This is a genomic window from Micromonospora sp. HB375, from assembly GCF_017872985.1.
Taxonomy (GTDB): Bacteria; Actinomycetota; Actinomycetes; order Mycobacteriales; family Micromonosporaceae; genus Micromonospora; species Micromonospora chalcea.
In genome coordinates this window covers 1,903,616-1,918,577 of sequence record NZ_JAGGJO010000001.1, presented here as the reverse complement: position 1 = coordinate 1,918,577, position 14,962 = coordinate 1,903,616, and the positions used below count along the sequence as shown (strand labels likewise).

At 68.2% G+C, this 14,962-nt stretch carries 11 protein-coding genes and 4 pseudogenes; 7 read left to right on the top strand and 8 right to left on the bottom strand.

Annotation, left to right across the window (positions count from 1 at the left end; translation table 11 throughout):
- Positions 1-208: 208 nt before the first annotated feature.
- Positions 209-2,686, bottom strand: coding sequence for an ATP-dependent Clp protease ATP-binding subunit (locus J3R08_RS09050; RefSeq protein WP_069088804.1), 2,478 nt, complete (start codon positions 2,684-2,686; stop codon positions 209-211).
- Between the two features lie 600 nt (positions 2,687-3,286).
- On the opposite strand from J3R08_RS09050, the gene J3R08_RS09045 reads away from it, so the two are divergent.
- A complete protein-coding gene (locus J3R08_RS09045) occupies positions 3,287-3,985 on the top strand; it encodes a DUF1345 domain-containing protein (RefSeq protein WP_198937459.1) in 699 nt (232 codons plus the stop codon).
- Positions 3,986-4,072: 87 nt separating this feature from the next.
- Here the strand turns inward: J3R08_RS09045 and J3R08_RS09040 are convergent.
- The 3 genes and pseudogenes from J3R08_RS09040 to J3R08_RS09030 form a co-directional block, all read right to left on the bottom strand.
- Positions 4,073-5,320, bottom strand: a pseudogene (locus tag J3R08_RS09040) (IS3 family transposase).
- A 96-nt stretch (positions 5,321-5,416) separates the two neighbouring features.
- Positions 5,417-6,610, bottom strand: coding sequence for a low temperature requirement protein A (locus J3R08_RS09035; RefSeq protein ID WP_158070659.1), 1,194 nt, complete (start codon positions 6,608-6,610; stop codon positions 5,417-5,419).
- Positions 6,611-6,884: 274 nt separating this feature from the next.
- On the bottom strand, positions 6,885-7,388 hold the full coding sequence (locus tag J3R08_RS09030; RefSeq protein ID WP_116507033.1) for a DUF892 family protein: 504 nt from the start codon (positions 7,386-7,388) through the stop codon (positions 6,885-6,887).
- An 862-nt stretch (positions 7,389-8,250) separates the two neighbouring features.
- Here J3R08_RS09030 and J3R08_RS09025 point away from each other — a divergent pair.
- The 4 genes and pseudogenes from J3R08_RS09025 to J3R08_RS09010 form a co-directional block, all read left to right on the top strand.
- Positions 8,251-8,361, top strand: a pseudogene (locus J3R08_RS09025) (helix-turn-helix domain-containing protein); the annotation flags it as partial.
- Between the two features lie 136 nt (positions 8,362-8,497).
- A pseudogene (locus J3R08_RS09020) lies at positions 8,498-9,246 on the top strand (ABC transporter ATP-binding protein).
- Between the two features lie 141 nt (positions 9,247-9,387).
- Entirely contained in the window at positions 9,388-9,681 is a 294-nt protein-coding gene (locus J3R08_RS09015; RefSeq protein ID WP_030275400.1) for a hypothetical protein, read from the top strand.
- A gap of 345 nt (positions 9,682-10,026) precedes the next feature.
- Positions 10,027-11,283, top strand: coding sequence for a PP2C family protein-serine/threonine phosphatase (locus J3R08_RS09010; protein WP_051611149.1), 1,257 nt, complete (start codon positions 10,027-10,029; stop codon positions 11,281-11,283).
- A gap of 30 nt (positions 11,284-11,313) precedes the next feature.
- Here J3R08_RS09010 and J3R08_RS09005 read toward each other — a convergent pair whose 3' ends face one another.
- Together J3R08_RS09005 and J3R08_RS09000 are read right to left on the bottom strand one after the other, a co-directional pair.
- Complete coding sequence (locus J3R08_RS09005) at positions 11,314-12,123, bottom strand: SigB/SigF/SigG family RNA polymerase sigma factor (protein ID WP_069088806.1); 810 nt, start codon at positions 12,121-12,123, stop codon at positions 11,314-11,316.
- Between the two features lie 179 nt (positions 12,124-12,302).
- The gene (locus J3R08_RS09000; protein WP_051611151.1) at positions 12,303-12,752 is read right to left on the bottom strand and encodes a MarR family winged helix-turn-helix transcriptional regulator; all 450 of its coding nucleotides are present in this window, start codon (positions 12,750-12,752) and stop codon (positions 12,303-12,305) included.
- A 194-nt stretch (positions 12,753-12,946) separates the two neighbouring features.
- Between J3R08_RS09000 and J3R08_RS08995 the strand changes: the two genes are divergently transcribed.
- Entirely contained in the window at positions 12,947-13,612 is a 666-nt protein-coding gene (locus J3R08_RS08995) for an NAD(P)-dependent oxidoreductase (protein ID WP_052166232.1), read from the top strand.
- 107 nt (positions 13,613-13,719) lie between these two features.
- A complete protein-coding gene (locus J3R08_RS08990) occupies positions 13,720-13,944 on the top strand; it encodes a hypothetical protein (protein WP_043325461.1) in 225 nt (74 codons plus the stop codon).
- A 347-nt stretch (positions 13,945-14,291) separates the two neighbouring features.
- On the opposite strand, the gene J3R08_RS08985 is transcribed toward J3R08_RS08990, so the two are convergent.
- Positions 14,292-14,552, bottom strand: coding sequence for a hypothetical protein (locus J3R08_RS08985; RefSeq protein ID WP_030275063.1), 261 nt, complete (start codon positions 14,550-14,552; stop codon positions 14,292-14,294).
- 5 nt (positions 14,553-14,557) lie between these two features.
- Positions 14,558-14,719 (bottom strand): annotated as a pseudogene (locus tag J3R08_RS08980) (Fe-Mn family superoxide dismutase); the annotation flags it as partial.
- Between the last annotated feature and the right edge of the window lie 243 nt (positions 14,720-14,962).

Genomic DNA, 14,962 nt, shown 5'->3' with positions numbered 1-14,962 from the left:
GCGCCTTCTACGCATTGGGGGCCGATGGCGACGTCCTTCAGGCACAGGGGGTTGGCCGGGCGGTTGTTCCGCAGGCTGACCGGCCTGCGCCGGCGTCGTCGTCAAGCCCTCCCAGCACGGCCGCGGTTTGGATGATCTGCTGCAACAACTCGCCGGGGTGGAGCCCCCGGGACACACCGCGACGGCTCGCCGAGCTGCTCGTCGGGTGTCACGTGCCAGCCGGTACGGCGGCGGGCCGGACCGAGAGGTCGAGCTCGCCGCCGACGACGTTGACCTCGATGGTGTCGCCCGGATTCGCCCCGTCATCGAGCAGCAGGGTCGACAGCCGGTCTTCCAACTCGCGCTGGATGCTGCGCCGCAGTGGCCGCGCCCCGTACTCGGGCTGGTAGCCCCGGTTGGCCAGCCACTGCGTGGCGTCCGGGCTGATCTCGAGGTTGATGTTCTGTGCGTGCAACCGACGGCGGGTGCGGTCCAGCAGCAGGCCGGTGATCTCAAGGAGCTGGTCCCGGTCCAGGCCGGTGAAGACGATGATCTCGTCGATCCGGTTGAGGAATTCCGGCCGGAACCGCTGCCCCAGCAGCCCCATCAGTTCCTCGCGCTGGTCGTTGACCGGACGCCCTGCCGCCTGCGCGGCCAGAATGCGGTCCGCGCCGATGTTGCTCGTCATGATCAGGATGGTGTTGCTGAAATCGACCGTGCGGCCCTGCGCGTCGGTGAGGCGACCGTCGTCGAGCACCTGCAGCAGTGCGTTGAACACATCCGCATGCGCCTTCTCCACCTCGTCGAAGAGCAGCACCGAGTATGGCCGGCGCCGGACCGCCTCGGTGAGCTGACCGGCCTCCTCGTACCCGACGTAGCCCGGGGGCGCTCCGACCAGCCGGCTGACCGTGTGCTGCTCCTGGAACTCGCTCATGTCGAAGCGGATCATGCTGGACTCGTCGCCGAAGAGCGCCGCGGCGAGGGCTCTGGCCAGTTCGGTCTTGCCGACGCCGGTGGGTCCGAGGAAGAGGAACGACCCGTCGGGTCGCTGGGGGTCACTCAGCCCGGAACGCGATCGGCGTACGGCGGCCGCCACAGCCCGTACGGCCTCGTGCTGGCCGACCACGCGCTCGTGCAGTTGCTCCTCGATGCGCCTCAGCCTCTGCTTCTCCACCTCCGTGAGCTGGGTGACGGGAACACCGGTACGGCGGCTGACCACCTCGGCGATGTCGCTCATATGCACCTCGGGCACCGGAGGCGTGCCCTCCTGCGCCGCCGCCAGGTCCCGCTCGGCCGCACCGATCTCGGCTTTCAGCGCACCCGCGCGTTGATAATCCTCGTTCGCCACCGCGCTGTCCTTCTCCCGGCGCAGCTGGGACAGCCGCTTCTCGATCTCCTTCTTGTCCGGAGCGGGTGTGCGGGAACGAAGCCGGACCCGGGCCCCCGCCTGGTCGAGCAGGTCGATGGCCTTGTCCGGCAGAAACCGGTCGGTGATGTAGCGGTGGGACAGTTCAGCGGCGGCGTCCAGCGCTTCGTCCGTGTAGCGCACCTGATGGTGCGCCTCGTACCGGTCACGTATGCCCTTGAGGATCGCGACGGTGTCCTCCACGCTCGGCTCCGACACCAGGATCGGCTGGAACCGGCGCTCCAGCGCAGGATCCTTCTCGATGTAGCGACGGTACTCGTTCAGTGTCGTCGCACCGACCACGTGCAGTTCGCCGCGGGCCAGGGCGGGCTTGAGCATGTTGCCGGCATCCATCGCCCCCTCGCCACCGCCGCCCGCGCCGACAACGGTGTGCAGTTCGTCGATGAAGAGGATCAGCCCGTCCTCGCCCGACGTCACCTCCTGGATCACGTTCTTCAGGCGCTCTTCGAACTCACCGCGGTACTTGGTGCCCGCCACCATCCCGGACAGGTCGAGTGCGACCACACGCCGGTTGGCCAGGGTTTCGGGCACCTCGTCGTTGACGATGCGCTGCGCGATGCCCTCGACGATCGCCGTCTTGCCGACGCCCGGCTCGCCGGTGAGCACCGGATTGTTCTTCGTACGCCGGGAGAGCACTTCGATCGTGTCGTCGATCTCGTCATCACGGCCGACGACCGGATCGAGCCGACCGGCCCGGGCGTCCTCGGTGAGGTCCCGCCCGTACTGGTCAAGGGTGGGGGTGCTGCTGGCCCCGCGCCCGTCGGCACCGCCCGCCGGCGGCGTGGGCCCGGTGACGGCCCCACCGAGCGCCCGCAACGCCCGGCCCGCGGTCGTCTCCGGGTTCGCGGCGATGCCGAGCAGGAGGTGTTCGGGGCCGATGTACGTCGCGCCGGACCGTCGCGACTCGCGGTGCGCGTCGAGCAGGGCGCGCTTCGCCGCCGGCGCGAGCGGAGGCGTGTCCTCGCGTGGCCTGCCCTTGGGGACGGCCGACTCTATCTGGCGGGCCAGGTCGTCGGGGTCGGCGCCGCTCGCGCCGAGCATCCGGCGGGTGGGGTCGGCCTGGGCTGCGGCCCACAGCAGGTGCTCGACATTGAGGTACGGGCTGCCCCACTCCGTAGCCTGCTCGGCTGCCCGTTGCAGCAGTTGCCGCGACTCGGTGGAGAGCAGCCGGGACAGGTCGACCCGCTCCACCGGACGTCCCGCGAACGGATCTCCCCCGAAGAACCGACTGATCAAGTCGTCCAAGGAGCCGCCAGGGATGCGGAACGCGTCGAGCGACATCTCATACCCTTTCTGCCGGTGGGGTGGGTCCTCGGCACAGGCCCACCTGAACGCTACGCACCTTTCGCCCACAGAGTTGGCCTTATGGGTTTCTGGGGAGGCCAGGGTTTGTACTCGCTGCGGGTGCAGGGCAGCCACTGAGGGTGGTTGTCGCGGAGGTCGCACCGGAGCGTCCCAGGCGCTGGGCCCCGTCGGCGCCTGCGGCCTGCCCACCATCGGATCGGCGCCTTGACCGGCAGGCCGGGAGGCGCGGGACCCCGGTACCCGCGGACCCTGCGGTCTGCCCTCACGAGCGCTGCGTTGTTACCGGTGGACTTGACCCAGGCGTCCGGCAGGCGTCCGAGTTTGGCCATCGGCGGGGGACCGACTTGCGCTCAGTGTTCCGACAGCACCACGCTCTCCGCCGTCTTGCGCCCCAGACATCTCCGCCGAGTTCGGGCGGCGAAGGCGTGATCGAAAGGCGGCGGTGTACTTGCGGTCGCGGATGAGGAACCCTCCCCGCAGCACACCGGCCACCCCGCCCCACCCTCGATGCGGCCCGATCCGGTGATGGCTCCGGGTTTCCGCTGGCCGGCCCGGTTGATCCGGAACGCTGAACGGGTGGAGCAGCGATCGGGACGTGCGCCGGGACGCCTGCTGTCCGTCAGGCGTGCGCTGTGGTCGTTGGCCGCCGGTGTCGTCGCCGGCACGGCCACCGCGCTCGTCGGGGCGTCGGAGCTGACGCCGCTGGTGGTCTGGACGATCGCGGCGGGCACGATCCTCGTTTGGGTGTGGCGGGCCTGCTGGTCGGCGAGCCCGAAGCGTACCGAGCAGCTTGCCGAGGCGGAGCAGCACTCCCGTTCCACCGACTCGGCGATCCTGATCGCGTCCGTTGCCAGTCTCGCCGCCGTGGCCGAGGCGCTCGTGCGCGCCTCGAACCAGCATGACGCAGTGGCAGTCACGCTGGTGATCCTCAGCGTCATCGCGGTGGTCCTGGCGTGGGCGCTGGTGAACACGGTCTTCGCGTTGAAGTACGCCCGGCTGTGCTACCGCGACGACGGCGGTGGCATCGACTTCAAGCGGGAAGATCCACCGGCGTACGCCGACTTCGCGTACATCGCCTTCACGGTCGGCATGTCCTATGCCCCGGGCGAGAACGAACGACGAGTAACCACATGCGCCGGATCGCGCTCGGGCACGCACTGCTCTCGTACACCTTCGGAACCGGCATCCTGGCCGTCGCCGTTAACCTGGTCACCAACCTTGGTCAGTCATGACCCACGAGCGTTAGAAGCAGGACTGTCTCGCTACAGATCTTGAAAGGCCAGGTTTGTCCGCTGTGGCTCGGTGTGTCGGCGTGAGCTTCGCCGATGATCGTTGTATGAACCGCCCCGGGTTTGATAGCGGCTAGATGGGTTGGGACTTCGGCTGGTCCAGCCGGTGTTCGGTGGGATCGTAGAGGGCTTCGAAGGCGGCTGGTGGTAGGTCCGCCGCGCCGCTGTGCGGGCGGCGGTGGTTGTACCAGTCGACGTATTCCAAGGTGGCGATCTCGACGTGGTCGCAGGTCCGCCACGGCCCCCGCGGTTTGATCAGTTCGGTCTTGAACAGGCCGATCGTCGACTCGGCCAGAGCGTTATCGTAGGCATCGCCGACCGAGCCCACCGAGGGATCGACGCCGGCGGCGGCGAGGCGTTCGGTGAACGCGATCGACGTGTACTGGCTACCAGCGTCGTTGTGATGCACTAGCCCGGCCAGATCCGTGGCGCCCTGGCGGCCGCGGGCCCAGATCGCCATCTCCAGGGCGTCCAGCACGAGGCTGGTCTTCATGCTGGTCGCGGCCCGCCAGCCGACGATGCGGCGGGAGTAGGCGTCGATGACGAACGCGACGTAGACCATCCCAGACCAGGTGGGCACGTAGGTGAAGTCGGCGACCCACAGCCGGTTCGGGCGCTTCGGTGGTGAACCGGCGTTGCACCAGGTCCGCCGGCCGCATGGCGTGTTCGCCGCCGATCGTGGTGCGTCGGGTCTTGCCCCGCACCACTCCGCGCAAGCCGAGCTGGCGCATGAGCCGCTCGACGGTGCACCGGGCCACCGAGATGCCTTCTCGGTTGAGGGTCAGCCACACCTTCCGAGCCCCGTAGACGCCGTAGTTCGCCGCGTGCACCCGTCGAATCTCGCCGGCGAGCCAGGCATCGCGGCGCGTCCGGGTCGAGGGCATGCGCCGGCAGGCAGCCCGGTAGGTGCTGGCCGCGATCTGCCAGCCGTGCTCGCGCAGGACACGGCAGATCGGCTCGACGCCGAACACCTGCTTGTGCTCGTCGATGAACCTCACGAGCGTGGCTGTGGCCGGTCGAGCTCGGCCGCGAAGAAAGCCGACGCCGCCTTGAGGATCTCGTTTGCCCGGCGCAGTTCGGCATTCTCCCGGCGCAGCCGCTTCAACTCGGCCGACTCGTCCGTGCTCACTCCGGACCGCTGGCCGGCGTCGATCTCGGCCTGGCGGACCCACTTGCGCAGCGTTTCGGCGGTTCCGATGCCCAGCTTGTGGGCGACGGCGTCGATCGCCGCGTGCTCCGACTCGTAGTTCGGCCGCACCTCAGCGACCATCCGCACCGCTCGCTCACGCAACTCACGCGGATAAGGGGAAGGGCGTGACATGGCTCGATCCTCCACAAGAGGTCGGGCAGCTATCAAACCCGGGGCGGTTCAAGCCTTGTTTACGAAGTATGGCGATCCTCAGTCTGCCGCCCATGGTCAGCCCGGCGGCGTGGGTGCCTCAGCAGGCTTCCCGGCTGCCCGGCGTGCGTCGGCGACGGCGATCGCGAGCAGCACCACGGCCACTACGGTGACCACCACCAGCGGCGGGGCGAAGGCCAGCGGCACGGCGAGCAGCAGCAGGGCAGCAATGCCGAGCAGCCGGGGCCGGGACACGCGGGAGAAGACCACCCACTCCAGCAGCGTGCGGCCCGCCACGAACAGAGCCGGGCCGCCGAGCATCAACGCAAGCCAAGACTTGAACGTGTGGCCGGTGGGGTGCTTCTGCACCAGTTCATTGCCGATGGCGGCGGCGGCAACCCCGAGGATCATGAGCAGATGAGCGCTGCCGGCTACTCGGCCCAGCCTGGCGGGATTGGCCGCCGACTTGACCGCCGATCCGAACACCTCGCCCGCCCTGTAGAAGTAGATACGCCACAGCAGCACAGCGGTGATGAACGCGATCACCAGCCCAAACGTCTGCGGAAAGCGCAGGCTCCCGGACGCCTCGGTGTAGGCGATCCCGACCGCGAGGATCGTCTCCCCGAGCGCAATCAGCACCAACTGTTGATACCGATCAGCGAGATGCCCGGCAGCGGCCTCCCAAGCCAAGATGCGCTCTGGCTTTTGCCACGGCACCCACCAGCCCAGCCGCGCCGATCCGTACTCGATGACGATCGCGAGCGACCAAAGCAGCATCCTGGCCGTATCGTGGGCGACGGCACCGAGCAGCCACGCCACGGCGGACACGCAGAACCAAACCAGGATTCCCCAATAGAGGCGCTGTAACCAATGTGACCGCAACGCCACAGCAACCACCAGCGCCCGGCCGGCCTGGAGCGCGACGTAGACGCCGGCGAACATCCACGCACTGCCGCCGAACGCCTTCGGCGTGACGACGCCCAGGAGCAACACACCGAAGGCTGTCACCAGCACCATGACCTGCACCGCCAGGCGGCGGGGCTCGAAGCGCGCCGTGCTGTAAGCCGTCATTGACCAGACCCACATCAGCGGCAGGATCAGCAGCAGTGCCTGCAGTAGGCTCGCCCACCGCCCTGCACTAGAGGGGGAAGACGCCAGCTGCGACGTGCTGGTAGCCACCACCCGGTTGAGAGCAAAGACCAGCACAAGATCGAAAAAGAGTTCGACAAAACTCGCTTCCTGCTTGCTCCACTCCCCCCGGAGGAGCCTCACCCCCAAACCCCTGGCCGCACCAGCACCTTCCATGCGAGCCATTCAATGCCGAAATGCCGCCGCGCGTCGGACGATTGCGGGTATCTGAGGACTCATTCCTGAGCACGGCCCTCGGCTGGCCTAAAACTGGCTGGCCGGCGTCCCCGCCTAGCCGGCATGTGGACAGGATGATCACAGGCAAGAGCGAGAGGATGACCTCCTCATCGGACGGCTGCAGACCTTCCAGCCTCCCTGTCTCCGGAGGCTGGTAGCCCCTGTGGTGCCCGACGTAAGCTCACGCGGGCCGAGCGACGGGGGTTAGGAGTCGTACGCCCAATTCGTGGCCGTACCGTTCAATTTCAGCCGCACTCTCCTGCTTCTGGACGAGGTTGGCGTGTAGATACTGCACACACTGGGCCTCACCCATAATAATCGCCCAATCAAAAAGGGTCTTGTGTGCCGCAATGGTGAGGTATAGGAACCGAATCAGAGTATCGACTGCGAATTGATCAACGAGGTCGACTGAGGGGTTTGTGCGTACGAAGCTTTCAAATCGCCCATACATGCCTTCAACAGTGTCGGACCGGGTTGAAAGCGGGGAGGTGCCGAATGCCTTGGCGCAGGAGTTGATGTTGTGATTCCACTGCACACATTCCTGTTGCTTGCGCCGTACGATCTGCCCGAGATCGTCACTAACTCGATGGGCCAAGAAGTCGAGTACCCGCCGCCCGGATATCTCCATTTCACCTAGTATGCCTAGCTCATATATGAACAGGTCACGCGTCGTATTAATCGCCATGTGCTCCTCCTGACCTCGCTGGCGAGCCGCCACGGCCTACCCGTTCAGAAACCACCAAAACGCGGCAGGCAAGCCAGCAGGAAGGGTGTAAATTTGCGCATGTCGAACGAGAGGCCGAGAAGGATGAATGAGCCATCCCTGTCTGCCATCGACCCGCCCCTCCTGGGGAGCGAGCCGCCGCCCGGCCCGCCACGTCAAGCGGGCCTTGACGCGCGTACGGACGCTGTCGGAACAGACTGAGTCGGCTCTCGTGTCACGGACCGCGCCCCCGGCGGACATCGCCACAGTGGCGCAGTTGACCCAACCTTGCCCGGCACGGACCCGGCTTCCGGGGTCGGAGCTGACCACCAGCGGCCACCCCTCCCCCTCCCAGGTGAGCAGTTGACCTGACCCTGCACGGCTGCGAAGCCGGCTCCTGGACGACCGACATGCCTTCGCGCGGACACCGCCCCCAAGCTTGGAGCTTGCCGCGCGGACCCGACGCGCCCTCCCTTCGCCGCGCTGCTCAGGCGCGGCGCGGCCGGCTGCCGGCGAGAACCCCCACCACTCTCCCCGCTATCCCGTCTGTGGCGGCTCCGGGGCTCCCCGCTGTCCGCGCCAGCCGCCGGGCGTCAGGCGTGACGGCCGCAGAGCGACAGCGGCAGCGGCCGGCGCGCGCCCAGGCGGCGGCGCGTGCGGCCCGTTGCGGGCCGCCTTGAAGACGTACAGAAACTTTGAACAGCCTCGTCGGGACATCGTCGGGACATCGTTGTCGGGACATCGTCGGCACGTCGTCGGCACGTCGGCACGTCGGCACGTCTGTCCGACTCCGGTTGATGCGTTGCACGGTGGCTTCACTTGATGGGTGACACTCCGCCGAGTGCTGGTGGAGTTGAGTGTGACCGGGCAGCGCTATCGCGCAGTGCTGGAAGTTGAAGCTGGCCTGTCCGTGACGGAGGTCGCCGAACGCTTCGGCGTCTCGCGCCGGTGGGTGTGATCACCGGCGTTCTCGGCGCCCCGTACCTCATCTATCTGCTCGTCCGCACGAACCGCGCGGGAGGCTCGCTGTGACCACCGACCATTCACTGGCGGTCGAGAAACTGACCGTCGGCTAGGGCGGCCGCGTCGTCATCGAATCACTCGATCTGCTCGTCCCGCCCGGCCGGATCACCGCGATCGTCGGTGCCAACGCGTGCGGGGAATCGACGCTGCTGCGGTCGATGTCGCGGCTACTCGCCCCGCGAACCGGCCACGTCATGCTGGACGGCCGCGAAGTACACAGGATGCCGGCCAAGGAGCTGGCCCGAACGCTCGGCCTGCTCCCCCAGTCACCGATCGCGCCCGAGGGCATCGCCGTGGCCGACCTGGTCGGCCGGGGCCGCAACCCGCACCAACGCCTGCTGTCACGATGGAGCAGGGACGACGACCGGGCGGTGGCCGCCGCCCTCGACGCCACCCACATCGCCGACCTGGCCGACCGGTCGATCGACGAGCTCTCCGGGGGGCAGCGTCAACGGGTGTGGATCGCCATGGCGCTGGCCCAGCAGACCGAGCTGCTGCTACTCGACGAGCCGACCACCTTTCTCGACGTCAGCCACCAGGTCGAGGTGTTGGACCTGCTCACCGACCTGAACCTCACTCGCGGCACCACGATCGTGATGGTCCTGCACGATCTGAACATGGCGGCCCGCTACGCAGATCACCTCATCGCCCTCGCCGACGGCGGCCTGCACGCAGCAGGTGCGCCGACCGATGTGCTGACCGAGGACTGCGTCCGCGCCGTCTTCGGCCTGGACAGCCAGGTCATCCCGATCCGGTCTCCGGCAAGCCGCTGATGCTACCGATGGGCCGTCACCACATCCGGGCCGCGCAGTCGTAGGCCGACAGCGGCGCATCTCCACGTCCTGCGTTACGCCCCGGCGTCCTGCCGCGTCGCGCCGGCACCAGTTACGACACCCCATAAGATGGTTCACCTCAGCGAGGGTGATCGACTACGGTACGGGTTCGGTCGAGCGGGTAGGTGATCGGCATGGACTCAGTGCGGATGCCCTTCGGCGGTGGTGCGGACAGCGCGCCGGTCCGCCGGGCCGTCCGGGAGGTCCTCGTCGGCTGGCAGGCCACGCACGTCACCGACGACGCGCTCACCGTCATCACGGAACTCGTGCACAACGTCATCAGGCACACCGGTGCCGGGGGCAGGGTCGAGTTGACCCGCAGTCGGACGCGATCCGGATCGAGGTTTTCGACGACTCCGATCGACCACTGCGTCGCTTCGAGCCGGACCCGCACCGCATCGGCGGTCGTGGCCTGCTGATCGTCGACGCGATGGCGCGCAACTGGGGCACGAGAACCACCCCGCACGGCGAGCCCGGCAAAGTGGTCTGGGCGGAGATCTCCCTCGACCGGTCCGCCTGACCGCCCCTCACCGCGAGGCCCGGCCTGCCTCACCTGGCCGGCACCGCACCGCCACCGGCCGCACCGATGACTCGTCCCGGCGGGCCCGTGGCCTGGAGAGGCGCCCCACGGGCGGGCGAGGCGACGCTGTCCTACCCGGCTCGTGCGGGCAGGTGATAATCGACAGGTTTACACAACAGGTGGATGGTGCATCGTGTCGGCGTCACCGTCCGCGTGACGGTCGCGGCCGGAGAGAGGATCTGTCGTGATCAGTGACGCCGACCTGCCGACGGTGCCGCCCACCGGCATGCCGTCGGGGCTGGCGAATCCGGCGTCGTCGCCGACAACCGCGGAGCCGGCGGTCCTTCTCATCGAGGATGACCCCGGTGATGCGTTGCTCACCCGGGAGCTGCTGAGCGACAGCGGAATCAGCAACCGGTTCACCCAGGCGAGCAGCCTGAAAGAGGCCGCGGCCGCGCCGACGACGCCGGACTGCGTGCTGCTCGACCTGCACCTGCCCGACTGCCAGGGGCTGGAGGCGCTCGGCCGGGTGCTGCACCGATGGCCGGACGCGGCAGTGGTGGTGCTCACCGGCCTGGACGACGCGGCCACCAGAACGGCGGCTGTCGCCGCCGGAGCACAGGACTACCTGGTCAAGGGTCACATCGACGGCGCGCTCCTGGGCCGCACGATCCAGTACGCCATTCAGCGCCGACGGGCCGTGGTGACGGAGCGGCAGCTACGCGACAGCCGGATGCAGGCCAGCGAGAACACGCGGCTGCAACGGGGCCTGCTCCCTACGCCACTGGTCACCGACCCCGCGCTGGCGGTCGTCAGCAGATACGTGCCGGGACGGGGACGGTCACTGCTCGGCGGTGACTTCTTCGACCTGGTGCAGGACGAGGATCACACGCTCCACGCCGTCATCGGTGACGTCTGCGGCAACGGTCCGGATGAGGCAGCCATCGGCGTCGGCCTACGCGTCGGGTGGCGCACCCTCACCCTGGCCGGGGTGGAGAAGGCCGCCCGGATGCGGCTGCTGGAGCAGGTGCTCGTCGCCGAGCGGCCACGTGAGTCGATGTTCGCGACCGCCTGCACCATCCGCGTCGTCCCAGACCGCTCGCAGGTGATCATCGTGAGCGCCGGTCACCCCGCGCCACTGGTGATCACGCCCGGCTCGGCCGACCCCGCGCCGATCCGCCACCATCTCGGGCTGGGCATGTTCCCCGGGCGAGGTCGCTGGCAGGAGTCGGTCGTCACGCTCCCGGCGGGCGCAGGTCTGCTGCTGTACACCGACGGCGTCTACGAGGGGTTCAGCGAGGACGGAACCCGCCTCGGCGAGGAACGCTTCATAGAACTCGCCGCCACGCTGAGCACCGTCACGGAACCGGGCGACTTTCTCACCGCCCTGCTCGACAAGATCAGACGCAGCGACGACGGCCGGCACAGCGATGACACGGCCCTGCTCTACCTGACCTGGCCCGCCGGGGCGGACGCCGCGCCGATCGGCCCTGATCGGTGAAGGGCGCGGGCGCAGCCCACACTGCTCTGCTCAGACCTCGGTGAGCTGGCCGCGCAGCTTGGTCAGGGCGCGGGCGAGCAGCCGGGACACGTGCATCTGGGAGACACCGACCCGGGCGGCGATCTCGCTCTGGGTCAGGTTGCCGTAGAAGCGCAGCGTGAGGATCTTCTGCTCACGCTCGTCGAGCGTGGCGAGCGCCGGGCCCAGCGAGGCGCGCAGGTCGGCCAGCTCGTACTCGTTGTCCTCGGTGCCGAGCGTGTCGCCCAGCTCGGTGGCGCTGTCGCCGTCGCCGATCGGGGTGGACAGCGAGACCGCGTTGTACGCGCGGGCGCCCTCCAGGCCCTCCAGCACCTCTTCCTCGGTGACGTCGAGGTGGGCGGCGATGTCGGCGACGGTCGGGGCCCGGTTGAGCGTCTGGGTCAGCGTGCTGTTGGCCTCGGAGATGCGCAGCCGCAGCTCCTGGAGGCGGCGCGGAACCCGGATGTTCCAGGTGCGGTCGCGGAAGTGCCGCTTGATCTCGCCGAGGATCGTCGGGATGGCGAAGCCGGCGAAGTCGACGCCGCGCGAGGCGTCGAACCGGTCGACCGCCTTGATCAGGCCGAGCGCGGCGGTCTGGGCCAGGTCGCCGGCCGGCTCGCCGCGCCCGCTGTAGCGGGCGGCCAGGTGGTTCGCCAGCGGCAGCCACGCCTCGATGACCTGGTTACGCAGGCCGGCCCGCTGCGGGTGGTCGGCGGGCAGCGTGGCGAGCGCCGCGATCAGCTCACTGGCGCGGCTCTCCTCACCGGTCTGCGGCGCGCGCTGCACCTCGGTCGCGGTCGATGCCATGGTCATCGTGGTCATGCTGCCCTTCCCCGCCTTCGTGCGAACTGGCGCCCCAAGCACAGATGGTGAACGAACCATAGACGACACGGCAGCAAGAATCAACCGATCAGCTGATGTACAAAACCTGCCATAAGCATCAAAGCGGATTTCCCCCACCGGCGGCGCCTCACGAGTTCACAGATTGACCGCTTCGCGCCTCAACTGCCCGCTCCGGCGGCGAATCTGGTCAGCAGACGGGCGAACTGGTGCTTCTCCTCGGTCGTGAAGCCTGCCGTCGCCGCACGCAGACGGGCGTGCCGGAACGTCCGGGCCCGCTCGTGCAGGGCGACGCCGTCGGGGGTGAGGCGCACCAGACTCTGCCGAGCGTCGACCCGACCCGCCAACCGCACCACCACGCCGCAGGTCTCGGCGCGACCGACCAGGCGACTGGCAGTCGAAGGTGCAACCTCCAACGCGGTGGCGATCTGACCGACGGATGCCTCTCCGGCCGGCTCCGCTGCGATCGCCGTGACCACCAGCAGAGTGGACAGGTCGACGGATCGATTGTCGTGCTCGAGGGCCGCCGGTGTCCGGAAGAAACGGCGCAGCCGGAGCAGCGCCTCGTCGACCGCTACGAGATCCGGGTCTTCAGCCGGACGAGAGGACATGTGTGTGCGATACACACGTTGGACCGAGGAGGTGCGCGATGGATCGGATTCTCGTGACCGGTGCTACCGGCACTGTGGGATCGGTGGTGGTGCGGCACCTTCGGGCGGCCGACGTCGCGGCTGCCGCGGCGTCGGCGCATCCGCCCGCCGTTCGCGCACCGTGAGCGCCACCACTGGACAACCAGGAGCCCGTCATGAACATCGCCCTCATCGGCGGCACCGGACGCACCAACCGGCTGGTGCTGGACGTCCTCACCGATCGCGGCCACCGGGTCACAGTTCTGGTTCGGGATCCTGGCAGGCTCGGCCGCGCCGCCGACGACGCCGACGCGCGGGTGATTCGCGGGGACGTGCGCGACGTCGAGGCACTCCGGCGGCTCGTCGACGGCTGCGACGTGGTCATCTCCGCGCTCGGGCCGACCGACAAGGAGGCCGATCTGCACACCGACGCCGCGAGAGCACTGGTTGACGTCATGCGGGACGCCGGCGTGAACCGCTTCGTCGGCATCAGTGGCGCCGGTGTCGACGTGCCGGGTGACCGCAAGTCCCGCCGCGACAAGGTCATCAGCTGGTTGATCAACAAGCTCGGCGGCCCACTCGTCGCGGACAAGCCCGCCGAGCTCGCCGTATGGCGGGCCAGCGCCCTGGACTGGACCCTCGTCCGGCTGCCCCGCCTGACGGACGGCCCGGCGACGGGCCGAGTCGAGCACCATGCGAGCGAATCGACGAGCCAGACCAGCACCCGACCGTTCGACTACATCCATCGATGGTCACGATGGCGACGACGACACCAGTACCGCGCCAGAACAGCCCACTACCAGCGAAGACTCCAACTTCACCAGGTGCGGCTGGAGTACTAGGCCAGGTGGCCTTGCTGGCGGGTCCTGTGGGCCAGAGGGTGCGCCGGCGATCCTCTACCGTTCGATCGAGCGGGCCGTCAAGGTTTCAGCCCGCTCAGGGCGTTCGCGTGCAGGACCCTCAGACGAGAGGCATTGCGGACCGGAACGTCCCGGAGTGGGCCGACGCCGCGTACGAGCTGGCCGCGCTGCTCGACGTCGATGACCTGCTCGTCTTCATCCCAGGGACGATCGCCGTCGTGTGTGCCGTTCTCCTCACCGGCGACCGGGCACTAGACAGGGTTATCCGCATCGCGGCGCGTTCTGATGGCAGCAGTGGAACCGACGACGGCTAATCCTCAAGTCTGATTGGGCGCACGGCGTCGAACATCAATCATCCTGGAATACTGTCACCTGTTGCCGCCGCGGGCGGGGCATGTTCTGCCGCGACAACTCGTAGGCCCGGTTTACAGGCACAGCCACACAGACGCGATCTTCGCTGACACACACTTAACGAAGATTACGTCGAGGTATCCCAACACTCTCTGAGCCAGGTTCGCTGGGCCTGAGCCGCCCCGGGTTATGTGGAGACGGCTCTACAAGATCCGGGGCGGTTCATCCGCCGCATCGGGCCTGCCCGAGCTCGGCGGTGACGCTGCGGTTGCCCGCTGGGTTCCGCCTCCGGGCGGAACCCAGCGGACCGTCATGCCGGTTGGGACTGGACGGTGTTGGCCAAGAGTAAGGACAGCTCCCGGACCAGGTCGTCCATCGACTGGCGGCTCTGCGCCTTGACCAGGCCCAGAGCGAGATCGGCCAGGAGGTAGAAGCCGAGGGTGCGGGACTGCTCGGAGCCGAACGCCGACATCAGTTCCTCCGCGCCCGCGAGGTCACCGCGATGCTTGGCCGCGATGACCCCGGCGGCGCGTTGGACGATCTCGGCCGCCTCGGGGGTGTACCCGGTCATCCCGATCAGATCTTCGGGGTGGCGGCGCGGGCGGCGTCGAAGCGGGAGATGACGTCGGTCCAGTTGACCAGGTTCCACAGCCGGTCCACGTAGTCCGGGCGGACGTTGCGGTACTGCAGGTAGTAGGCGTGCTCCCAGGCGTCGAACACCAGGATCGGGGTTGAGCCCTGCCCGACGTTGGCTGGCGCAACCAATTAGACGCGCCCGTACTGAAACGGTCGCCGACATCCGATCATCAACGGATCACTACGCGATCTACTTACTCCGCGTGGAGCACGGCCGCTACAACGGCGATTGTAGTGAAGGAAGGCTCGGCGCAAGGCGTTAGAGCGGCACGCACAGTAACGGGTTGCGGCCAACGATCGCAGGAGTGCGTTCACGGCTGGGTGATCATCGGTGGGTCAAAGGAT